General features: G+C 41.6%; 24 protein-coding genes. 18 read left to right on the forward strand and 6 right to left on the reverse strand.

Annotation, left to right across the window (positions count from 1 at the left end; all coding sequences use genetic code 11):
- Window positions 1-148: 148 nt before the first annotated feature.
- The 4 genes from tsaE to tsaD are packed head-to-tail and all read left to right on the forward strand — an operon-like array spanning window position 149 to window position 2754.
- Window positions 149-601 (forward strand): tRNA (adenosine(37)-N6)-threonylcarbamoyltransferase complex ATPase subunit type 1 TsaE, encoded by a 453-nt coding sequence (gene tsaE, locus ON064_RS02930; protein ID WP_274623540.1) that lies wholly within the window; start codon window positions 149-151, stop codon window positions 599-601.
- Window positions 598-1290 carry a tRNA (adenosine(37)-N6)-threonylcarbamoyltransferase complex dimerization subunit type 1 TsaB gene (gene tsaB, locus ON064_RS02935; protein ID WP_274623541.1) on the forward strand — a complete coding sequence of 231 codons (693 nt, stop codon included), beginning with the start codon at window positions 598-600 and terminating at the stop codon, window positions 1288-1290. The genes tsaE and tsaB overlap by 4 nt, the downstream gene beginning before the upstream one ends.
- Window positions 1287-1742, forward strand: coding sequence for a ribosomal protein S18-alanine N-acetyltransferase (gene rimI / locus ON064_RS02940; RefSeq protein ID WP_274623542.1), 456 nt, complete (start codon window positions 1287-1289; stop codon window positions 1740-1742). The genes tsaB and rimI overlap by 4 nt, the downstream gene beginning before the upstream one ends.
- Complete coding sequence (gene tsaD / locus ON064_RS02945) at window positions 1735-2754, forward strand: tRNA (adenosine(37)-N6)-threonylcarbamoyltransferase complex transferase subunit TsaD (RefSeq protein ID WP_274623543.1); 1020 nt, start codon at window positions 1735-1737, stop codon at window positions 2752-2754. Before rimI ends, tsaD begins: the two co-directional genes overlap by 8 nt.
- Window positions 2755-3118: 364 nt before the next feature.
- Here tsaD and ON064_RS02950 read toward each other — a convergent pair whose 3' ends face one another.
- A complete protein-coding gene (locus ON064_RS02950) occupies window positions 3119-5080 on the reverse strand; it encodes an ABC-F family ATP-binding cassette domain-containing protein (protein ID WP_274623544.1) in 1962 nt (653 codons plus the stop codon).
- Window positions 5081-5211: 131 nt separating this feature from the next.
- Between ON064_RS02950 and ON064_RS02955 the strand changes: the two genes are divergently transcribed.
- The 3 genes from ON064_RS02955 to tatC all read left to right on the forward strand — a co-directional run bounded on the left by ON064_RS02955 (window position 5212) and on the right by tatC (window position 6941).
- On the forward strand, window positions 5212-5844 hold the full coding sequence (locus tag ON064_RS02955) for a redox-sensing transcriptional repressor Rex (protein ID WP_274623545.1): 633 nt from the start codon (window positions 5212-5214) through the stop codon (window positions 5842-5844).
- A gap of 90 nt (window positions 5845-5934) precedes the next feature.
- Window positions 5935-6147 carry a twin-arginine translocase TatA/TatE family subunit gene (locus ON064_RS02960; protein WP_121300304.1) on the forward strand — a complete coding sequence of 71 codons (213 nt, stop codon included), beginning with the start codon at window positions 5935-5937 and terminating at the stop codon, window positions 6145-6147.
- A gap of 20 nt (window positions 6148-6167) precedes the next feature.
- A complete protein-coding gene (tatC, locus tag ON064_RS02965; RefSeq protein ID WP_274623546.1) occupies window positions 6168-6941 on the forward strand; it encodes a twin-arginine translocase subunit TatC in 774 nt (257 codons plus the stop codon).
- Between the two features lie 466 nt (window positions 6942-7407).
- On the opposite strand, the gene ON064_RS02970 is transcribed toward tatC, so the two are convergent.
- Window positions 7408-8178: a CPBP family intramembrane glutamic endopeptidase gene (locus ON064_RS02970; RefSeq protein WP_274623547.1), complete on the reverse strand. Its 771-nt coding sequence runs from the start codon at window positions 8176-8178 to the stop codon at window positions 7408-7410.
- A gap of 196 nt (window positions 8179-8374) precedes the next feature.
- On the opposite strand from ON064_RS02970, the gene groES reads away from it, so the two are divergent.
- The 8 genes from groES to ON064_RS03010 all read left to right on the forward strand — a co-directional run bounded on the left by groES (window position 8375) and on the right by ON064_RS03010 (window position 17834).
- Window positions 8375-8659 carry a co-chaperone GroES gene (gene groES, locus ON064_RS02975; RefSeq protein WP_274623548.1) on the forward strand — a complete coding sequence of 95 codons (285 nt, stop codon included), beginning with the start codon at window positions 8375-8377 and terminating at the stop codon, window positions 8657-8659.
- A 37-nt stretch (window positions 8660-8696) separates the two neighbouring features.
- Window positions 8697-10328 (forward strand): chaperonin GroEL, encoded by a 1632-nt coding sequence (groL, locus tag ON064_RS02980; RefSeq protein ID WP_121300307.1) that lies wholly within the window; start codon window positions 8697-8699, stop codon window positions 10326-10328.
- A 241-nt stretch (window positions 10329-10569) separates the two neighbouring features.
- Window positions 10570-12348, forward strand: coding sequence for a type I restriction-modification system subunit M (locus ON064_RS02985; protein WP_274623549.1), 1779 nt, complete (start codon window positions 10570-10572; stop codon window positions 12346-12348).
- A complete protein-coding gene (locus ON064_RS02990) occupies window positions 12341-12841 on the forward strand; it encodes a hypothetical protein (protein ID WP_274623550.1) in 501 nt (166 codons plus the stop codon). Before ON064_RS02985 ends, ON064_RS02990 begins: the two co-directional genes overlap by 8 nt.
- Window positions 12842-12888: 47 nt before the next feature.
- Complete coding sequence (locus tag ON064_RS02995) at window positions 12889-13596, forward strand: restriction endonuclease subunit S domain-containing protein (RefSeq protein ID WP_274623551.1); 708 nt, start codon at window positions 12889-12891, stop codon at window positions 13594-13596.
- Window positions 13597-16605, forward strand: coding sequence for a type I restriction endonuclease subunit R (locus ON064_RS03000; protein ID WP_274623552.1), 3009 nt, complete (start codon window positions 13597-13599; stop codon window positions 16603-16605).
- 79 nt (window positions 16606-16684) lie between these two features.
- Window positions 16685-16975: a hypothetical protein gene (locus ON064_RS03005; protein WP_274623553.1), complete on the forward strand. Its 291-nt coding sequence runs from the start codon at window positions 16685-16687 to the stop codon at window positions 16973-16975.
- 484 nt (window positions 16976-17459) lie between these two features.
- Window positions 17460-17834, forward strand: a complete 375-nt coding sequence (locus tag ON064_RS03010; RefSeq protein ID WP_274623554.1) for a hypothetical protein — start codon at window positions 17460-17462, stop codon at window positions 17832-17834.
- Between the two features lie 62 nt (window positions 17835-17896).
- Here ON064_RS03010 and ON064_RS03015 read toward each other — a convergent pair whose 3' ends face one another.
- Window positions 17897-18145 carry a hypothetical protein gene (locus ON064_RS03015; protein ID WP_274623555.1) on the reverse strand — a complete coding sequence of 83 codons (249 nt, stop codon included), beginning with the start codon at window positions 18143-18145 and terminating at the stop codon, window positions 17897-17899.
- A 308-nt stretch (window positions 18146-18453) separates the two neighbouring features.
- On the opposite strand from ON064_RS03015, the gene ON064_RS03020 reads away from it, so the two are divergent.
- A complete protein-coding gene (locus tag ON064_RS03020; RefSeq protein WP_274623556.1) occupies window positions 18454-18669 on the forward strand; it encodes a hypothetical protein in 216 nt (71 codons plus the stop codon).
- 100 nt (window positions 18670-18769) lie between these two features.
- Here ON064_RS03020 and ON064_RS03025 read toward each other — a convergent pair whose 3' ends face one another.
- Together ON064_RS03025 and ON064_RS03030 are read right to left on the reverse strand one after the other, a co-directional pair.
- The gene (locus tag ON064_RS03025) at window positions 18770-19906 is read right to left on the reverse strand and encodes a tyrosine-type recombinase/integrase (RefSeq protein ID WP_274623557.1); all 1137 of its coding nucleotides are present in this window, start codon (window positions 19904-19906) and stop codon (window positions 18770-18772) included.
- 29 nt (window positions 19907-19935) lie between these two features.
- Window positions 19936-20142 (reverse strand): helix-turn-helix domain-containing protein, encoded by a 207-nt coding sequence (locus ON064_RS03030; RefSeq protein WP_274623558.1) that lies wholly within the window; start codon window positions 20140-20142, stop codon window positions 19936-19938.
- 133 nt (window positions 20143-20275) lie between these two features.
- Here ON064_RS03030 and ON064_RS03035 point away from each other — a divergent pair, with 133 nt between their 5' ends.
- Complete coding sequence (locus ON064_RS03035; protein WP_274623559.1) at window positions 20276-21064, forward strand: helix-turn-helix domain-containing protein; 789 nt, start codon at window positions 20276-20278, stop codon at window positions 21062-21064.
- A gap of 356 nt (window positions 21065-21420) precedes the next feature.
- Window positions 21421-22287 (forward strand): Uma2 family endonuclease, encoded by an 867-nt coding sequence (locus ON064_RS03040; protein WP_274623560.1) that lies wholly within the window; start codon window positions 21421-21423, stop codon window positions 22285-22287.
- A gap of 58 nt (window positions 22288-22345) precedes the next feature.
- Here the strand turns inward: ON064_RS03040 and ON064_RS03045 are convergent, their stop codons facing one another.
- Window positions 22346-22843, reverse strand: coding sequence for a hypothetical protein (locus tag ON064_RS03045; RefSeq protein WP_274623561.1), 498 nt, complete (start codon window positions 22841-22843; stop codon window positions 22346-22348).
- Window positions 22844-23156 lie beyond the last annotated feature (313 nt).

Genomic DNA, 23156 nt, shown 5'->3' on the forward strand with positions numbered 1-23156 from the left:
GATCGCCGGTTCGATCCCGGTCGGGACCGTCATTCCAAAAAGTGAGCACAGCGAACCCGCTGTGCTCTTTTTCTATGGAAACAATATATTTTGATTTGGACGGCTATCTCCGCTAAACTATGAAAAGACTCAAACGAGGTGAAGAGACATGAGCTTTACGATTACAGTGCAATCGCCGGAACAGACAGAGAAACTTGCCATTCGATTGGCTTTGCTTTTACAGGCTCAAGATCTCCTAACACTGGAAGGTGACTTAGGGGCAGGCAAGACGACTTTTACTAAGGGATTAGCCAAAGGGCTCGGAATCGAACGAACGGTCAATAGCCCGACTTTCACTATCCTCAAGCAATATGAAGGCCGATTAAATCTGAATCATTTTGATGTATACCGATTGGAAAATAGTGATGAAGATATTGGTTTTGATGAATTGTTTGCAGAAGAAGCTGTGTCAGTAATTGAATGGGCTCAGTTCATCGAGGATTATTTGCCGGAGGAACGCTTGGACATTGTCATTCGCCGCTTGTCTGAAGAAGGGCGTGAAGTGGAGTTTCAGCCGCATGGTGTCCGTTACGAAAACTTATGCAGGGAGCTAATGCAATGATTTTAGGAATCGATACGTCGAATTCGCCGCTAGCTATCGCTTTGGTGAAAGACGATACAGTATTAATAGAAGAAACTCAAAATCTAAAGATCAATCATTCTTTAACTGCTATGCCTGCAGTAGAGGATTTGATGAAAAAAGCGAAAATTGCTCCGGGTGATTTAACACGAATTGTTGTTGCAGAAGGACCTGGATCCTATACAGGGGTTCGAATTGGCCTGACAATCGCGAAAATTCTCGCGTGGTCGTTGAAAATTCCGTTGACCACTGTATCGAGTTTGAAGGTTCTTGCAGCGAACGGGCAGGGATTTAATGGTCTGATTTGCCCTGTGATGGATGCAAGACGCGGTACCGCTTTTACTGCACTTTATGATGGGCGTCAGCTATCAACGGTCCTTTCAGATCGCCATAGTGACTTCAAGACGTTTTTGGAACAAGTCCGTACACATGGACAACCTGTTTTGTTTACGGGAGTTGACCTTGAGATTCACCGGACAGTGATTGAGGAGGTACTTGGGGACTTGGCCTATTTTGCACCGTACCAAAATAGACTGCCAAGAGCATCGAATTTGATTGCTTTGTCAACGACTGAAGAAGCGAAAGAAGTACACCACACGGTTCCTGAATATCGCCGGATTACAGAAGCGGAAGCGAATCTTGCAAAAACGGATGAAGGAAAAAGCCGATGAGCGAATTAGTGACATTCCGGAAAATGACCATACATGATGTAAATGAAGTTTATGAAATTGAAAAACAATCGTTTACGCTAGCCTGGACAAAAGAGGCGTTTGAGCAAGAGATGCTGAAAAACGAATTTGCTTATTATGTGTTGGCTGAAACGCAAGAAGGAGTCGTCGGTTACTGTGGCATGTGGCTTGTCATGGACGAAGCACATATTACGAATATCGCCATCTCACCCAAAGAACGGGGCAAGAAGTTTGGGGAAGCATTAATGAAAGAGGCAATAGAAACTGCAAAAGCACAAGGTGCGAAATTGATGACATTAGAAGCACGTGTTAGCAATGTAGCTGCGCTTAATTTATATAGGAAACTAGGATTTCAAAATGGTGGCATCCGAAAAGGTTATTACACGGATAATCAGGAAGATGCCATAGTTATGTGGGTGAATTTCGATGAATAAAGACATTTATGTATTGGGAATAGAAACGAGTTGCGACGAAACAGCAGCTTCAGTCGTAAAAAACGGGACAGAAATCATCTCCAATGTGGTGGCATCGCAAATTGAGAGCCATAAGCGCTTCGGTGGCGTTGTGCCGGAAATTGCATCGAGACATCATGTCGAGCAGATCACGATTGTGATTGAAGAAGCCTTGCAGCAGGCGAATTTGGTGCCAGCTGAGTTATCCGCGGTGGCTGTAACAGAAGGGCCGGGTCTAGTAGGGGCATTGCTGGTTGGTGTCAATGCAGCAAAGGCATTTGCGTTTGCGCATAGCTTGCCGCTAGTGGGTGTGCATCATATCGCGGGACATATATATGCGAATCGATTAGAGCAGGAAATGGAGTTTCCGCTTTTGTCGTTGGTCATTTCTGGAGGGCATACTGAGTTGATTCTCATGAAAGAGCATGGTGATTTTACAGTTATCGGTGAAACTAGGGATGATGCTGCAGGGGAAGCCTACGACAAAGTGGCGCGGACATTGAATTTGCCGTATCCTGGAGGGCCGCATATCGACCGGTTGGCGCATCAAAGCGCGGAAGCAGTCGATTTTCCGCGGGTTTGGCTGGAAGAAGGATCCTATGACTTCAGTTTTAGCGGATTGAAATCATCTGTGCTGAATTATATGCATAATATGAAGCAACGCGGGGAAACACCAGTACCAGAAGCTGTTGCCGCAGGATTCCAAAACAGCGTCGTGGAAGTTGTAACGGCCAAAACTTTGCGTGCAGCAAGGGAATTTGGCGTTCAACAAGTGATTGCAGCCGGCGGTGTAGCAGCCAATAAAGGCTTGCGCCAATCGCTGACTGAGACTTTTGAAAAAGAGGGTATTCCTTTCTTTATTCCGCCGCTTCCGCTTTGTACAGATAATGCAGCTATGATTGCAGCGGCTGGAACGGTTATGTACGAAAAAGGATTAACAGGAGATATGGCCATGAATGGGCGCCCGGGTATGCCTTTGAGTTCATGGATTTAACTGAAAGCATTACCGCAATTTATTGAGAATTGCGGTAATGCTTCTTTTTTTATGAATAATATCCAAATGTTACAAAGACATAGAAATGTATTTTCTGTCAATAGAGAACATTTGTACTTATGCACAATTTGTGAATAAGCTGTTAACAACCTATCGATAAATAGTGGATTTCCTATATATTGTGGAGTTGAAGGTGGAAAACTATGTGGATAAAAGAAAAGAGGTCTGTGGATAATGTTCGTAACTCTGTTGATAGTTGATTTTACAACTCTTCTATTGTGTACAAATCTGTGGAAATATTTATTTTGGTAAATGGTATTGACCTATATGTAGTGAAAAGAAAAACCGCATACCCAGTATGCGGTCAGGAATTCATTTCTTCAAGTTGTTCTTGTAGTTCGAGCCATTCGGCCATGGTTTCTTCATGTGAGTGCTTGAGTTCTTCGAGACGTGATTGCAACGGCATGACGCGTTCATGGTCCTGGAAAATATCCGGTTCGCATAGCTGTTCTTCAATCGCTGCGATTTCTTCATCCAGAGATTCCATGGCTTGTTCGATTTCGGTGTTTTTCCTTACTAACTGGCGTTCGAGTTTTTTGGCTTCCTTGTCGATTTGCGAAGTGGAGGCGGACGTTTGGGTCTCTGGCTGTTTCGCTTTTGCTTCGAGTGCATCAAGTGCCGCGAGTTCTTCATGGGTCTCTGGCTGTTTCGCTTTTGCTTCGAGTGCATCAAGTGCCGCGAGTTCTTCAGTTTCGAGTTTTTTCTCTACATAGTAATCGTAATCGCCCAAATACTCGGTTGTTCCGTCACGGGACAGTTCAACCACTTTTGTGGCGATTCGGTTCATGAAATAGCGGTCGTGGGAAACGAATAACAGTGTGCCGGGATAGTCGATCAAGGCGTTTTCCAACACTTCTTTGCTGTCGAGGTCCAAATGGTTGGTCGGCTCATCAAGCAGCAGGACATTGGCTTTTTGCATCATGAGCTTAGCAAGTGCCACACGCGCTTTTTCGCCGCCCGATAAAGTCGATACCGGCTTCAGGACATCGTCTCCGGTGAATAAGAAGCGTCCGAGGATGCCCCGGATGTCTTTTTCATTTACATGCGGGTAGTCGTCCCATAATTCGTTGAGGACGAGCTTATTGCCCTTTAAGTTCGCTTGTTCCTGGTCGTAATAGCCGAATTGGATGCCGGTGCCGTAATGGATGTCACCTGCGAGTGCCGGCAATTCTTTCATGATGGTCTTGAGCAGCGTCGATTTGCCGACACCGTTCGGGCCGACAAGTGCGAGGCTGTCGGTGCGGTAAAGTTTTAGCGAGATGTTGTTCGACACCGGCTGGTCGCCATAGCCGACAGACAAGGCTTGGACGTTCAAGACATCGTTGCCGCTTTGCTTTTGGATGTCGAAGCCGAAGCGTGCTGATTTTTCATCGCCTTCTGGAGCTTCCATCCAATCGGTCTTCTCGAGTACACGGCGTCTGCTTTGCGCCATTTTCGTCGTCGAAGCACGGACCAGGTTGCGGGCGACATAGTCTTCAAGCTTGGCTTTCTCGCTTTGTTCTTTCTCGTAATGCTTGCGATCGAGTTCGTATTGTTTCGCTTTTTCGCTTAAATAACGGCTGTAGTTGCCGGTGTATTTACGGACCTTCTTGCGTGACACTTCGTAAACCAGCGTGACGACTTGGTCGAGGAAATAGCGGTCATGCGACACGATGAGCAATGCGCCCGGGTAATTCTTCAAATAATTTTCGAGCCAGCTCAGCGTTTCGATGTCCAAGTGGTTGGTCGGCTCATCGAGAATCAAGAGCTGCGGCTTTGCGAGCAGGAGCTTCGCCAGCATAAGGCGGGTTTTCTGGCCGCCTGACAGAGAAGTGATTTTCTTTTCGTAGTCTTCCGCATAGAACTTCATGCCGTGCAGGACCGCGCGCGTATCGGCTTCGAACTGATACCCGCCGGCATCTTTGAAATGGGTCTGGAGAAGGTCATACTCTTGCATGACCTTGGCATTGCGTTCGGCATCGTTGTAGACATCTGGATCAGCCATTGCCGCTTCGAGCTGGCGCAGCTTCGCTTCTTGGTTCCGGAAATGGGCGAAGATCTTCATCATTTCCTGCCATACGGTGGCGTTTAAATCTTTCGGCATAATCAAATCGCCGCTGTCGTAAGACATTTCACCGGCGATGATTTTCAATAATGTGGATTTTCCGGCACCGTTGCGGCCGACGAGTGCGACCCGGTCACGGTGCTGGACTTCGAGTTTGGCGCCTGAGATGATTTCCTCGGCACCGAATGATTTATGGATTTGATTGACTTGCAATACGATCATTTAGGGTCACCTCTATTCTTCTTAAGTGTAGCTGATGGGCGTGCGCTTCGCAATTACGCAAGCCTTTACATATCAAGGCCTGTCATGTAAGATTGATACGATTTGACAACAGTTCAGAAGGAAGCGATCCCATGCTTGACGAATCCCATAAAATCCCGCAAGCGACAACGAAGCGGCTGCCCTTGTATTACCGGTTTCTCCAGAATTTTGCCAATGCTGGACAAAAGCGCATTTCCTCGCAGGAGTTGAGCGAAGCGATGAAAATCGATTCGGCGACCATCCGCCGCGATTTTTCCCATCTTGGCGCACTCGGCAAAAAAGGTTACGGTTATGATGTGCAGGAGCTCTTGGCATTTTTCCGTAAGACGCTTGACCAGGACGAAGCGACGAATGTCGCCTTGATCGGTGTCGGCAGCCTCGGCAGCGCATTTTTAAAATACAATTTTCACCGCAATCACAACACGAAAATCATCCTCGCCTTTGATACGAACAGCCCCCATGAAGGGAAGCAGATCAGCGGCATCGATACGTACCACCCGGATTTGATTGAAGAGAAGATTAAGCAGTACGGTGTGGAAGTGGTCATTCTGACGGTGCCGTCGCGGTCGGCTCAAGATGTCACCGACCGGCTCGCGCAGACAGACATTAAAGGCATACTCAATTTCACGCCAGTACGCATTTCCGTGCCTGAACATATCCGTGTCCAGACGATTGATTTATCGGTCGAACTGCAGACTTTGATCTATCAGATCAAGCATGATTAACATAAAACCTTCACATTTGAACGGCCATTGCAAATAGCCAAAAGGCCGTGTTTCATGTACACTAGAAGCATACTACAGGAGGTGTCTGATATGGCTCCAGGTCCACTAAGTTTAATCATCATCGGGATTGTCGCCTTGCTGATTTTCGGCCCGAAAAAATTGCCGGAACTAGGTAAAGCATTCGGTTCTTCCTTGCGCGAATTCAAAAACGCGACAAAAGGATTGGCTGATGACGATGAAGATGACAAGAAAGTCGAAACAGCGAAGAAAAACGATCTAGACAAGAAAGACGAGCACAAGTAACACGATAGGATGTTTGTCCGATGAACCAACAAAATGAAATGACGGTAGTTGAACATATAGGTGAACTCAGAAAACGGCTGACCTTGATAGTCGTTTTCTTTCTGTTCGCGCTTATTGCGGGATTCTTCCTCGCCGAGCCGCTGATCCGCTATTTGCAGTTCAGTGAAGAGGCGCGGAATCTGACGCTGAACGCGTTCAAGATAACCGATCCGATTAAGATATATATGCAGGTTATGATGATTTTGGCATTGATTATCACGTCGCCATTGATCATGTACCAATTTTGGGCATTCATCAGCCCGGGACTCTCTGACAGGGAGCGAAAAGTGACGCTTGGGTATATCCCGTTTTCCTTGTCGTTGTTTATCGGCGGGATTGCGTTTTCCTATTTGGTGCTGTTCCCGTATGTCATTGGGTTCATGCTCAATATTTCGGAGAACCTGGATATCCAGGAGACGATTGGGATCAATGAGTATTTCCAATTTTTGTTCCAAATTACTTTGCCGTTCGGCTTTATCTTCCAGCTGCCGGTATTGATGCTGTTTTTGACGCGTCTCGGTATTTTGACGCCGATGATGATGACGAAGTACCGGAAGTATGCGTATTTGGCGCTGGTGACGATCGCCGCGTTCATTACGCCGCCGGATATTATTTCCCATATGATTGTGACATTGCCGCTGATCTTGTTGTATGAATTCAGTGTGGTCATTGCGCGCATCGGATATCGCAAGTTCCTGCGGGCAGAACAGCAGCAGGCAATTGCAGAACAGACAGAAGACCTTCCGCCGAAATGATGGCGGGAGGTTTTTTTGTTTGGAATGAAAATGGGATGGGGGCAGGAGATTGCGCTCCTGGCGGATGCTTGCCGGGTGGCGGGAATCGAGCCTCCTCGTCGCAAAACATGTGCTCAACTCTCACTGCGTTCGAGCATCGCAAATGATTAGGCTCAGCGATGCTTCGCTTAATCATTGCCTGCGGGGTCTCTCAAACCCGCTAATCACCCAGGCGTCACCGCCATCCGCTTCATCTCTAAGTTTGTAGCAGTAATAGATTTCGTCGCCCTCTTACATCAAATGGTGAAATAATGTATGGCTCGTTTATTTTGATTTGTCCTTTCACTAGTACTTATTATTTTCCGAAGAAGTGAGGTGATATGTTCACTGCTCGGTGAAATGGCTATGTCTGTTTCGAGTGCGTGGACGAAATACATAAAGCGTATATTCTGTCCCGCATTTCAAAGAAAAATACGGTACTTTTTGGTTATTGCAGGTTTTCCATTTGTTTGATGAAGGTTTCGATTTTGTCCATATTGAGTTGGATGAGCATGACGTAGCCGTTCAGCAGGATGTGCGCGATGATCGGTGTAAGGATGCGCTTGGTCCGCTGGTAGAGGGCAGCCAGGATCAGTCCGGTGGTAAAATAAAGCAAGAGGTGGGTAAACTCGAGATGGACGAGCGCGAAGACGAGTGCCGAGATGGCCGTGGCGATCCAGAAGTTCATCGTCTGATTTAATGAGCCGAAAACGACTCTGCGGAAGACGAGTTCTTCGAGTATCGGGCCGAACAGGACGACCGCGATGATCGCGTACGGCACGACTTCAGCGATTCGGACAAGCGTCTGGGTATTGGCGGATCCCGGGTCGATGCCGATTGCCATTTCGATCATGGCAGCGATCGATTGGCCGATGATCAATAACAGAAAGCCGAGGACGCCCCAGCCGATTGCCGCGGGAAGGCTCGATTTTCTGCCTTTCCAAATATTGAAGAAGTTGCGGTCGCGCAAGATGAGAGCCATCGTGACGAGAAAGCCGACGCCCATTGTCAGGAAGATCAGCCAGCCAGACGTCGAAGCGCGAGCTGTGGCATCGTCAAGCCCTTGGTCGCGGAAATAGCCGAGCGTCGGGCCGATAAAGAGGATCGGCATGAGCTGAACGGCTACGAAGACGAGCAGGACCAGGAGCGGCGTACGCATGTTTTTGCGCTTATACCCTTTCGCTTTCGAGGGAGAGGCGGTTTTATCGGTTGAGGTCATGTAGTCAAATTCCTTTCTTTTCACGTGCTCCTTTTATTGTAGGGCTTAACGGAAAAAGGCGCAAAGAATTCAAAACGGTCTAGGGTTTCTGCTTGCAATTAACTGAAGATTTTATTAAACTTATCTATGGGTTAGCACTCAGAGGTTGAGAGTGCTAAGCGACTAGAAGCTATTTAATTTGAGGAGGGTGTTTCAATTGTTAAGACCATTAGGAGATCGTGTCATCATTGAGCTCGTCGAAGTGGAAGAAAAGACATCTAGCGGAATCGTCTTGCCAGGATCGGCGCAGGAAAAACCGCAGGAAGGCAAAGTGATTGCGGTAGGGAATGGACTTATCCGTGAAAATGGACAGCGCACAGAGCTGGACGTAACTGAAGGAGACCGCGTCGTCTTTTCGAAATATGCGGGCACAGAATTGAAATACGAAGGCAAAGAATACTTAATTTTACGTGAAAACGACATCCTTGCGATCGTCGGCTAAATAAGCATAAATTCTATTTAATAGGAGGAACCGAATCATGGCAAAAGATATTAAGTTCAGTGAAGATGCACGCAGCTTGATGCTGCAAGGTGTAGATAAATTAGCGGACGCAGTCAAAGTAACGCTTGGGCCAAAAGGGCGCAATGTCGTGCTTGAGAAGAAATTCGGCACGCCGCTTATTACAAACGATGGCGTAACGATCGCTAAAGAAATCGAGCTTGAAAACGCGTTTGAAAACATGGGCGCAAAACTCGTGGCGGAAGTTGCTTCCAAAACGAACGATATTGCAGGTGACGGTACAACGACTGCGACGGTTCTTGCACAAGCGATGATTCGCGAAGGCTTGAAGAACGTCACAGCTGGCGCAAACCCTGTCGGCATCCGCCGCGGCATCGAACTTGCTGTGGAAAGCGCGGTTACTGGATTGCAATCTATTTCCCAACAAATCGAAGGCAAAGAATCGATCGCGCAAGTAGCGGCGATTTCTTCTGGCGACGAGGAAGTCGGCAAATTGATCGCAGAAGCAATGGAGCGCGTCGGCAACGATGGCGTCATCACTTTGGAAGAATCACGCGGCTTCACGACGGAACTTGACGTTGTGGAAGGGATGCAATTCGACCGCGGCTACCAGTCTCCATACATGGTGACAGATTCCGATAAAATGGAAGCGGTTCTTGAAAACCCGTTCATCCTTGTCACTGACAAGAAAATCGGCAATATCCAGGAAATCCTTCCAGTGCTTGAGCAAGTCGTCCAGCAAAGCAAACCGCTACTCATCATCTCTGAAGATGTTGAAGGCGAAGCATTGGCAACACTTGTCGTGAACAAATTGCGCGGCACATTCAACGCAGTGGCTGTCAAAGCTCCTGGATTCGGCGACCGCAGAAAAGCGATGCTCGAAGACATTGCTGCACTCACTGGCGCTGAAGTGATCACAGAAGACCTCGGTCTTGACTTGAAATCCACAAACATCGCTCAACTTGGACGCGCAGCGAAAGTCGTTGTCTCTAAAGACAATACGACGATCGTTGAAGGCAATGGCGATTCCGAGAAAATCATCGCTCGCGTGGCGCAAATCCGCAGCCAACTGGAAGAAACGACTTCTGAATTCGACCGCGAAAAACTGCAGGAGCGCCTCGCGAAACTTGCTGGCGGCGTAGCAGTCATCAAAGTCGGCGCAGCAACTGAAACAGAATTGAAAGAGCGTAAATTGCGCATCGAAGACGCATTGAACGCAACACGCGCAGCGGTTGAAGAAGGCATCGTGGCAGGCGGCGGTACAGCGCTTATCAATGTCTACAACCAAGTGGCGCAAATTGCGACAGAACAAGAAGGCGACGTCGCGACAGGCATCAACATCGTGCTCCGTGCACTTGAAGAGCCGGTTCGCCAAATCGCAACGAACGCTGGCCTTGAAGGCTCGATCATCGTTCACCGCCTGAAAACAGAAGAAGTCGGCATCGGCTACAACGCGGCAACAGGCGAATGGGTCAACATGCTTGAACAAGGCATTGTAGACCCAACGAAAGTGACGCGTTCTGCACTGCAAAACGCAGCATCTGTTGCAGCTATGTTCCTAACAACTGAAGCAGTCGTAGCAGACCTGCCAGAACCAGCACCAGCTGGCGGCGGCATGCCTGATATGGGTGGCATGGGCGGCATGATGTAAGAATAGCCAACAAATTAAGAGAGAAATCCTTGTGTATCAAGGGTTTCTCTCTTTTGATTTTGCTTGAAATATTGTAAATGCTCATAGTTTGCTCATAGGTTTGGAAAAGAGTTGCTTTTTTACCTGTCGACAGACAAATATTAGTATTATACTAACAGTATAAAAGGTAATTTTTTTGCAAGCCTTTTGTCAAACTTATGATTGTTAGAATAGAAAATATATCTCATGGGGGAATTTCAAAATGAATACAATAGACAGAAACATTCAGACCAATTTCAACGTTCAAGAAAAGTCGGCATTAATTTGGAACATCGCTGATATTTTGCGTGGACTTTATAAGCCTCACGAATATGGTGAGGTCATTTTACCAATGACTGTAATAAAAAGATTTCATGATACGTTACTACCTACTAGAGACAGAGTATTAGAAGCGGCTGAAAAGTATGAAACATTCGCAGTAAAGGACGGGTTCTTGCAACGAGCGGCTGGTCATATTTTCTATAATACAAGTCAATTCACATTCGATTCCTTACTCGCCGATTCAGAACATATTGAGGAAAACTTCAGGGCATACCTTAACGGATTTTCAGAAAACGTGCAGGACGTACTGCAGAACTTCGAGATGGACAACCACATCACGAAGCTTTCAAAGAATGGAAAGCTGTTCCATATTATTCAAGAATTCAATACGGTCAAAGGTTATATGGGAGCTGATGTCATCACCTCAACAGACATGGGTTATGTATTCGAAGATTTAGTCAAGCGTTTCTCCGAAAGTTACAACGAAGAAGCGGGAGCTCACTTTACAAGTCGTGACATCATTTATCTAATGACAGATATTTTGTTGTCTGAAGAGAAAGATGAATTGATTGAAGAAGGCGTTGTTAAAACTGTTTATGACCAGACAATGGGTACATCTCAGATGTTGGGAGCTATGGAAGAGCGACTGAAGTTATTGGATAGCACTGCTGAAGTTACGACATTTGGTCAAGAAATCAATCCTCAAACTTATGCTATCGCGAAAGCTGACATGATTATTAAGGGTGGAAATCCCGATAATATGAAAATGGGGAATACTTTGACAAATGACCATTTCATGGGGTACACCTTCGATTATTGTATAAGTAATCCACCATTTGGTGTTGATTGGAAGTCCGATTACAAAAAAGTTAAAGAAGAACATGACTTAGGAGAAAATGGAAGATTCGGTGTAGGGTTACCAAGAAAATCCGATGGTCAATTATTATTTATGCTGAACGGGATTAAAAAGTTAAAAGATACAGGAAGAATGGCAATTATTCATAATGGTTCTGCTTTATTCAGTGGAGCAGCCGAAAGTGGAGAAAGCGAGATTCGCCGGTATATTATTGAAAATGACTGGTTGGATGCGATTGTACAATTGCCAAGTGATTCTTTCTACAATACTGGAATTTCAACATATATATGGGTGATTTCGAAAGACAAGCCAAATCATCGAAAAGGAAAAGTGCAACTTATCGATGCTTCAAAAATGTATGAAAAACGTCGGAAAGCAATCGGAAGCAAACGTAACGATATTTCAAATGCTTGTAGAGAGGTAATAGTAAAATCCTATGGAGATTTTTCCAATAAAGAATATACTTTAGGTGCGCAAACTCTAGAGTCTAAAATAATGGATAATATAGATTTTGGTTTTAATAAAGTCACTATAGAATCTCCACTGAAAGACGAGAATGGTAATTTAGTTAAAAAGAATGGAAAACTAATATCAGATGTTGAATATAGAGATACAGAAGATATACCTCTAACGGAAGATATAGATAGCTATTTCGAGCGAGAAATTAAGCCTTTCAATTCAAATTCTTGGATAGATAAATCAAAAACTAAAGTTGGCTATGAGATTCCATTTACTCGGCTGTTTTATAGGTATGTTGAACCTGAAAGAACCGAAGAGATAGCTCTTAGAATAAAGGAATTAGAAGAGAATATCGTCAAATCTTTCGAAGCTCTATCTGGACAGGAGGTTGAAATTGATGACTAGACCGTTGAAAGATAGCGGAGTGAAATGGATTGGAGCTATTCCTGAAACTTGGGAGACAGTTAAATTTAAAACTGTCATGTATAAAAAAAAGGAACTGTGTCCACAATATACTAATCAAAATATTTTATCACTAACCATGAAAGGTGTTATTGTACGAGATTTAGAGAATCCTAAAGGAAAAATGCCTGCCTCTTTTAATGGTTATCAAATAGTTAAGAAGGGAAACTTGTTGTTATGTTTATTTGATATTGATGTTACACCTCGATGTATCGGCTTAATTAAAGATGATGGATTAACAAGTCCAGCATATAGCCAATATGTTCTAAAAGGTGATAATAGTCCAGAATTCTATGATTATTATCTCAATTATTTAGATAATAATAAGGTTCTGTTGCATTTAACAAAAAGTTTGAGGAACACATTAACAGATAGCGATTTTGGAGTTGTTATAATTTTCTCAATGAAAAATTATCGAAAATTGATTCGCTTTTAGAGGATACTAAGCAGTCTATTGATGAATTTAAGAAGTATAAAAAATCTTTGATTAATGAAACGATTAAAAAAGGTCTTAATAAGAATATAGACATGAAAGATAGTGGAATTGAATGGATTGGGGAAATTCCTGGTCATTGGGAAATTAAAAAATTGAAAGAAGTGGGCAGTTTATATAGCGCTGGAGTAGATAAAAAAATTAGAGATAATGAAAAATTGTATAAATCCGTGCATTACACAGACGTATATTATAACTCATTAAAACAAATTAGTAACAACGATGATTATCTTATTATTAGTGCTACAGAAGAAAAAGCGGAGAAGGCTAATCTTTTAAAAGGAGATGTTCTATTTACAAGTTCTTCAGAAACTCCAGATGATATAGGACATTCAACAGTTGTGGAAGAAAACTTATTGAGCACTCTTATGGGATATCATTTAATGCGATTTAGACCAAAAGTAAATATGGTCTTAGAATATGAAAAGTATGCTTTTGGGAGCAATTATTTAAGAGAATGGTTTTCTTTAAAAGCAAATGGCATCACTAGATATGGAATAGTTACAGACGATTATAAAAATGCTCCATTCCTATTAATTCCGCAAAAAGAACAATTAGAAATTTCTAAGTACCTTGATGAAAAATGCTCGTATATCGACAGCATAATTAAGGATAAGATAAGGCTTATAAAAGAGTTTGAAACTTATAAGAAGTCCTTAATCTACGAGTACATCACTGGGAAAAAGGAGGTTCTTTAAATGACTGTTTTCCAAGACACTGAAAAGCGTTTTGAAGAAGATATCGAATCCTTTCTATTAAATAGAGGCGGATATGAAAAAAGAGATATGTCTGGGTATGAAAAAGAGAAAGCTATCAACATCAATGAATTGATTGCCTATATCGAAGCAACGCAGGAAAAAGAATGGGGAAAGTACATCCGGACGTATCAAAGCGATGCACGGGATAAGTTGTTCAAGCGCTTGAATCAGGAAATTAACACGAACGGATTACTATATGTTTTGCGTAATGGTATCCGTGACCGGGGGACATGGCTCAAGATTGCCTCGTTCCGTCCGGAGTCGAGTAAGAACTCAGATGTTATCAATGCCTATAACCAGAACCGGCTGACGTATACTCGGCAGTTTGCTTATTCTTCGCATAACCGGAATACGATTGACTTGGTGATTTCTCTGAACGGGATTCCGATTGTGGCAATGGAGTTGAAAAACCAAGCCAAAGGGCAGAGTGTCGACAATGCAAAGAAGCAATTCATGTACGACCGTGACGAGCGAGAGCTATGCTTCCAGTTCAACAAACGATTCCTCGTCTACTTTGCGGTCGATTTATACGAAGCGTGGATGACGACGAAGCTTGAGGGCAACGAAACCTATTTCCTACCCTTTAACCAAGGTTCGAACGGAGCGGGAGAAGTAGGAGGAGCTGGGAATCCGGTGAATGAAGAAGGATATGCCACGGCTTATTTGTGGGAAGAGATTCTACATAAAGACGTCCTTATGGACATTCTTCAACGATTCATGCACCTCGAAGGTGATAACAAGAAAGGGCGCTTGATTTTCCCACGATTCCATCAGCTCGATGTCGTTAAAAAATTGGTAGCCGATGTTCGCATTAACGGCAGTGGCGACAATTACCTTATTCAACACAGTGCTGGCTCCGGCAAGTCCAACAGCATCGCCTGGCTTGCGTACCGATTATCTAGTCTGCATGGCATCGATGACCTGCCCGTTTTCACGTCGGTCATTGTCGTTACCGACAGAAAGGTATTAGACAACCAATTACAGGCTACGATATCAGGGTTTGACCACACAACAGGCGTCGTTGAAACTATCGGCGAAGATAAGAGTTCTCAGGACTTGAAGAACGCTATTAATGATGGCAAGAAAATTATTATTACGACACTACAGAAATTCCCGGTCATTTACGAAGACGTTGAAGATAACAAAGGAAGACGTTTTGCGGTCATTGTCGATGAAGCCCACTCGTCCCAAACTGGAGACAGTGCCAAGAAGCTCCGGAGCGCTCTGGCAGATACAGAAGAAGCTTTGCGTGAATATGCGGAAGTCGAAGGCATCGCCGAAGCTAACCTGGTAGATGCGGAAGATAAATTGGTAAAAGAGTTGTTAAGCCATGGAAGACACAATAACTTGAGTTTCTTCTCCTTTACCGCAACACCGAAGGAGAAGACGCTCGAAATGTTCGGGAAGCGTCAATCTGATGGTTCCTATCGACCATTTCACGTCTACAGTATGCGTCAGGCCATTGAAGAAGGGTTTATTCTTGATGTACTCAAGAACTACATGACCTATGAAACGTCTTATCGTATTGCAAAGGATACTCCGGATAATCCAGAAGTTCCGACAAGCAAAGGCGTCAAAGCCATCCGCCGGTTCCAGGAGCTGCACCCACACAACTTGCAGCAGAAAACAGCTATCATGATTGAGCAGTTTCGGGACATCACAACAAACAAGATTGGCGGAAAAGCAAAAGCGATGGTTGTTACGGCATCCCGGTTGCACGCTGTCCGCTATTACCACGAGTTTAAGCGGTACATCGATGCAAAAGGCTATGGAGACAGTTTGGATATCCTCATCGCTTTCTCTGGCGTTGTAAATGATGGAGGTATTGAGTATCGGGAGACCGGTATGAACAAAACAAAAGATGGTAGCAGCATATCAGAGAACCAGCTCAAAAACGAATTCCGGACAGATGATTTCAATGTGCTGATTGTTGCGGAGAAGTACCAGACTGGATTTGACGAACCTTTGCTACATACCATGTTTGTTGATAAGAAGCTTTCCGGCGTTAAGGCTGTCCAGACCCTTTCCCGACTGAATCGAACGCATATCGGCAAAGAGGACACCTTTATATTGGATTTCGTAAATAAAACAGAGGATATTCAGGCGTCTTTTGCTCCTTATTACGAAGCAACTTCCTTGGATGAAGCCATTGATGTAAACCGAATCTATGACATACGGACAAAAATCCGGAACTATCAGCTATATAATGACGAGGATATAGCAAAATTCCTCAAGATATACTACAAAAAAGGAAAGCAAGGAGATAAAGAGCTGGGAGAGATGACAAGCTTGCTCAAACCGGTTCTAAATCGATATGCAGACATGAGCGAAGATGAACAATATGATTTTCGGATTTCATTGCGTAACTTTAACAAATGGTATGCCTATATTATCCAGGTAGCTCGAATGTTTGATAAGGAATTACATCAGGAATACGTCTTTACTTCATATTTGGATAAGTTCATCCCGAAGACGGTCTCAAGAGACATTAGTATTGAAGATAAGTTGAAGTTGGAGTATTTTAAGCTGAAGGAGACATTTAAGGGAGACATTACATTAAATCCGAACACGGTTGATAGCGTACTGAAGAATCCAAAAGAAATGGATACAGCTGTGAAACCGGTTGAGGAAGATGAACTGCTGGAGACGATTATCGAAAGAGTAAACGATAAGTTCCAAGGTGAATTCAGTGATGGTGACCGGGTTATTATCGAAGCTCTGTATCGTGCCGTGAAGAATGACCAGAAACTCAAGAAATCAGCTAAGAACAATGATTCGCAAATCTTTGAACAAAGTATTTTCCCGGATTTCTTCCACAAGAGTGCATTGGATAACTACGAGAAGTCGATGAAATCATTCGAGAAGTTGTTCCACGACTCTGACTTTTATCAAGCGGTCATGGAAGTTGTCGCTAAAGTGGCTTATAAAGATTTGAGAAGTGAGAAGTAGAGCCACTTCGACTCAATTTAAGGTAGAGTTACTGTGAATCTAATTATTAGACACATTGGTGTCAGGAGGGAATGGTTAAATGAAAAGGGAAGCGGTTTTAGATGCCCTTAAAGCGGGAGAATTTGATGGACTAAATCATACGTATCAACCTTATACTACTGGTTACAGTAAAAATAGTTATCAAGATGAAATTAGTGTATCCCATGGGACTATTGAGTTAACGAGAATCACTACTGGGAAATTCTTCGACGGAAAAGAAAATGAACGATTTGAAGATAGGAAAACTAAAGACTTGAGTGACTATGAAGCGGTTAAATTTATAGAAAAACGCCCATATTACTTTGCACAACTAAGACCAGATTTATTTTAATGGAGTACTTTTGTTTCCTACATGACCTTGAAGTTAATAACGTGTATAGCTTTTGAACAGACTAGCTAGCCGGTATTTTCTTTAGAGTGCAGTAGATAACTACGAGAAGTCGATGAGATGAAATCATTCTAAAAGTGAAAAATAGGCTGAACAGGATGCTATTCTCATGTTGGCAATGAAAGTGAGTTTCTTTGTTCATTTCAAACTTCATTAGACAATTGACATTCCGTTAAGACACCTTGTACACTTAAAATAACAACAGAAATTTAAAAGGCTTTGACTAAGTGCAACTTCTTCTTTTTAAAAAAAGAGAAGTTTGTTGACTATAGTCAAAGCCTTTTTTGTTGTTAATAAGGAAAAGGTTGAGGTGTAATTTCAAGGGCATATAGATTTAAGTAACCGGATACTAAGCAGTTCAAATAGAAATTTTTTATCTTACTTGTATGTTAATAAATACACTCACTTTGGAAGGGAAGTAATAATAATGAGTAAAAATTCATCACAGAAACACATCTTCAAAGAATTGAGAAAAATATTTTCAGGATTATCGGATGAAGAGTTCGAATTATTTAAAGCTGCGATGAATCACAAAGATGAAACTTTCTTATTTTCAGGAAGAATACAGTTTACGTTAGGAAGTTTAATAACTCAAGTTTATGAAGAAGCTAATAAAGAGAACTACAAACTCTTATCTGAACGACTAGTGAGGCTAGCGGAATACGTAGAGAACGGTGACTACTATGCGTATAGTTTGCTCTCAGGCTTTTCGATAAGTAATGCTGGTTTTCTTGAAGATAAAGAGAAGCTTGTAACCGTTTATATTCCACCAATAGTTCTCGACCACTACCGTAGTGAGTAATGTAAAAGTCTTCAAGGAGTGAGAATAGGAAAAGAAGGTGAAGTGTTTTAAATTATACGAAGTTATTTCTTTTTCCTCTCAATAAGCTCATCTTTATAAATGTCAATACGAATGATAGTTTTTCCTGTTAATTCGAAACCTGTTATTTCATTAGCCTCATTTCTTAAATCGATTTTCTCGTGTTCCATTCCAAAAGCAATTCGGTCAGGGTTTCCAATAGCCTCTTCCATTTTCAAATAGAGGTCCAGTATTCTGTTAAATTCTTCATGACTTTCAGTTTCAAATGTAAGGAAAAAATCTCTTCTTCTCATTTAGTATCATCTCCTGAAGTTTAATTTTCTATCTGAATTTGAGCATCTTTGAAATGAATACCAGAGTATGTTGCAACCAGAGTCTGTGAAATTTTTATTTTAAAAACGTGCTCATATAATACAAAAAAGAAAATTGGTGGAGGGATGGAGAAAAAGGTAGAAAAGAAGCGGAGAATTGTACCTCCACGAAATCCGAATCGTCGACCGACTTACATCAAATTTGACCGAACTCAAGCACCTATGAAATACGAAGATGAAAGACTGATTCAATATATTGAATACAGATACTGGAGATAGGAGCGAATCGAATGGAGAAGCAACCCGAAACTTCAAGTAAGCAAGAAGAAATGGCAGATAAGGAACCTGGAACTTCAACAAAAGTTGATAAAAAGATAAAGAAGAGAAAGAGACCGCCTATAAATCCGAATTACAAACCTACTACAGTAAATATCGATGATTTACGTACAAGGTTAAGAGCAGAAAGTAGAGCAGCACTAAGGCGTGCAGGTATTTGGTTAGATTAAAGCGACTATAGTTAAATGCCAGATATATTGAAAAACCGTTCTCAGGTTGAGGACGGTTTTTGGATGTTGTTTGAAAGATAAACTTATAGACAGTTCATTTCTAAAGTTTATTTGCAAACTTACTCAAGGAACGTTGCAACTCTAATTTCTTAGGTTGAGTAATATGAGTGTATACTTTAATTGTAATAGAAGTATCCGCATGTCCTAGTAGATTAGAAACGTCTAAGATAGAAAAATTATCTTCTATTAGCAGCGACGTAAACGTATGTCTAAACGAATGAAGAGTGATTTTCTTGTCATATTTCCAACTCTTCATAAGTGATAAGAGACGATTTCGGGCTGCTGTATGTGTTAATGGTTTGTAATCGCCGCTGAAAAATACGAAATCTGTTCCGGATTGTATTTTGAAGTGAGAATCAACATACCTTTTGTATGCAATAAGTGCTTTTTGTAATTTATTAGCCAATGGAATTACGCGATTTGATTTCTTTGTCTTCGGACTGTTGAGTGCATATTCATTTTGATTATTATTTGGGTTGTATAAGGTATGTCTTACCCTTAAAAACTTCTTGTCCAAATTAACATCCTGCCATCTCAATGCCAAAAGCTCGCCGATACGAAGACCAGTCAACGACAACGTTAAGAAAATGATGTAGTCATCCTCAAACTTGCTTTTTTTTGCGATTTCAAGAAATTCGCTTAGCTTATCACGTTCCAGAAAGTTCTCTAATTTGTCTTCCTCAGAGTGGTACTCTTTTCTAAATTTCACACCCATGCAAGGAATATCGAAAATGAGATTCTGTTTCTTTGCAAACTTGAATATGAGAGAAATTGAATTATGAATACTTTCCACATAGTTTCTGGAATAACCTCTTGCTGAAAGGTCGGTAATTAAGCTTTGATAGGCTCTGTGGTCAATAGTGGAAATGTTGGTGCTTCCCCAAATAGGAAGCACCTTATCCAAAGCTTTCTTTCGAATTCTGAGTGTGCCAGGTTTGACTTCTTGCTCATATAAAATAAGCCAGTCTTCAACCACTTCTGAAAACTTATTTCGTTCATTTGTGAGTCTTCCTCCTTCTACATGGAGTTTGTACTCGATTTTTTTTGCCGCTTTTATCGCGTCTTTCTTGGTGAAAAATCCACTTCTCGTCATTTGACTTTGTTTCTTTGTTAGTGGATTCATTCCCATACTTACTGAATAAGCCCATTTATCACCTCTTTTTGTTATTGAAGCCATTTTTATCTTCCTCCCAATTTGTCTTTTTATTAAGCAACGTCAGAATGATATTCTTTAAGAAATGCATCCAGCAATTCTTTATGGAAGTACCACTTGTTTCCGATTTTCTTTTTTGGAAAGTTATCTAAGTGAAAAAAGTATTTTTGAATACTGTTCCAACTCATTCCCAAATGAACCGATAGCTCCTTTGCTGTTAATTGTCCTTTTGTAGAATCCAGTGTTGGATAAATTTTCATGATGGAATCCCTCCTTTTTAATTTTACTGTCAGTCGAACTTAAGTCAAATATAAAACATATTTTGACTAATGTCAATATTTTATTTGACTAATGGACTAATTTTCAATATTATTAACCTAGGAGGGGATTATCATGGTCAATGAAATGGGAAAGTTTATTCGTCAAAAGCGTAAAGAAGCAAACATGACGTTAAAACAAGTAAGTAAGGAGGCAGGTATTTCATTTACATATCTCTCTACTCTTGAAACAGGTAAAAGAGAAAAACCGTCTGCCGAGGTCCTCAATAACATTGCAGGGGTACTGGGGGTGCAACCGGTCGAAATGTTGACAGTTGGCGGATATCTAACTCCGACTGAAGTAGATAAAGTGGGTGAAAAAGAAAATGACCAATGGCAATTAAACCGGCTCAATCCCTTAGAGATGTTATCTGAAATACAGCCTGCGGTAATAAAAAATATATTCAAAAGCTATATGAAGAATGTGGATTTTAAAACTAATGATTACGAACTTTTAAATGTTAGTGAAGAATTTTTGAAGAAAATTACGCCAAAAGAATATGTGGATTTGGTGGTTGTTAACCATAAAGAACTTTTACACATTTATGTATTTTTAGCTGCTATCAATCAGTTTACTGGAAATAGCATATCGTCAGAGACTATTTGGAATTGGGTACAAAATCTCAAGGAAAATGCAGATGTTATAGAAAAAGAAATGGATTTCGCCGCATTTGAAATGTGGTATAAACTCTACTTTACTGATAACCTCCTTGATGAATTTGGAGACTATGAATTACAAAACTCTAGGGAGTATTCGTTTGACCTTACTCCAATAATGGAGAATGATACGGTAGTATTTAAAGGGAAGATTATGAGCCCTAGAGTATTAAAGTCATTAAGGGTTCTTCTGGAAAATGTACAATGATGTTGACTAGCCAACGGTATTGAGAAAGCTTTTGAATTATATTATCAAGGTAAGTCCATAGCTTTTTTAAAAATACGTAATCATAGAATAAGGCTGCCTTCCAGAATTGGAGGGCAGCCTTATTATTTTCACTTAGTTGAATCGATACTTTTTAATTCACTAAGACTATAAGTTATCACACTTATTAGCCGTTATCTATACTCAAAAAATTGAGTATATACGAGTCTCAAAATCCGGGATAATATGAAGTCCATCACTAACTGTTCCTGGGTTTGAATTTTTTGAAAGAGAACTTAATAACAGACAATGTGACAAAAAACAGGTAAAGTGCAGAGTTTCATATTGGAGGAATTGTAATGGACAAAGACAAAGAAAAAGTCGAAAATGACATGCAGCATCCGGCGCCGTCGATAGATACATTAGAGGGCGGATTAAGTTTCAAGCGAGCCCGTGAAAAAAGAGGCATTACGCGAACAGAGGCTGCAGAATTGAGCAAAGATGTATCTGCCTCATACATCTTTCGGATAGAAGAAGGAAGTAGAAAACCAAGTTTATCTGTTGTACAGAAGTTGGCAGATATCTATGAAGTTTCTACGGAAACCTTACTGGGACTGGCGGTGGCTGAGGATAGATGCGAGGAACGAAAAGGCTCACTTTGTGTGGGTTATCCTTCCGCTGAACGAACTTACACTTACCGTGAGTATTTGGAATTGCCTGGAAGGTGGGAACTGATTAAGGGGATTCCATATAAGATGAGGTCTCCAGACATGTTACACCAACGTTTGACAGCACGAATTTGCGTTGCAATTGGTTCCTATATTAGTGCACATCTAGGAAACAACAAGCAGGAGGTATTTACTGCACCATATGAAGTTCGGCTCAGCAAAACAGGCGATTTAAAACATATAGATACAGTAGTTCAACCTGATTTATCGGTAGTATTTTACGAAAGATTTGACGAGAAAGTGCCAAGACCTCCGCATCTGGTAGTTGAAGTTTTATCATTGGATACAGTCTTCAAAGATAGAACTACAAAACTCGAATTGTATCGGAAAAGCGGGGTGCACGAATATTGGATTGCCGACCCGCTCAACAAGACTATTGATGTCTATAACTTTCAAGCAGAGGGACAAGAAGAAAAAAAATTCGTTAGCAAGGAAGGTATTCTTCAGTCTTCATATCTAGCGGATTTCAAATTTCCTATCCACAACTTTTTCGATTAACTAAGCAAAAAAAAGACCGGCATACACCGGTCTTTTTCTTTATTTCATTTCATCTTATTTAAAAATCCCAATTTTCTTCTGCAACCATGTCATAAAAGATTTCAAATACCGATGAGACTTCGTTTAGCGGAACATTTTTAACCTTCACAGTGAATGCGTACTCATCTATATCATTATCGACACTCGTAAGAATATAAAAGGCTTCACTTGATGGACCAATTTCTAAGTGATATCTTTTCCCATCCTCTGTGCGCACATAAATCTGCTTGTAATACCCACAAGAGCATCCCTCCATTTCATCGACTATATAAGGACTGACTGGAAATTCAAGATAACCTGTGGGGCTATTAAATTTGTAAGTAAAGATATCTTCATCAATTAAATTTGCATCTGACGTGAAAATATCGTTGACTATATTAACATCGACCGAACCTTTTAAGTTAATAATTTTCCTATCACCACTGTCGTCAAAATGGAGAAACGAAAGTCCGTCGTCTTTTCTGTAACTCAGTTCATATTTTTCATCAGTAATTCTCATCATCATCTCTTTTTTCATTTTAATTCCCCCTTATTTTATCAGTAATTTTTAGATGCTTTATTCCAGGAATGCAAGATATACAGCATGTTTTATGATTTTCCATTCCTCTTACAAAGCTGTATCTACTGCTTATCTTTACAATAAATCAATAGCGAATGAATAATCCAGTTTTCAAGTGTCGAGCTCGTACTATATACGATATCTATGAAAAATTTCATCAATAGAGTTAGTAAAACAACTCTATTGATGAAATTTTAAGTTATTAATATAGATATGATGAAATTTATAAAAATTACGAGTTTACAACTCCCTTATGTTGTAAAATAATAGT

This window comes from Planococcus sp. A6, assembly GCF_028823615.1.
GTDB lineage: Bacteria > Bacillota > Bacilli > Bacillales_A > Planococcaceae > Planococcus.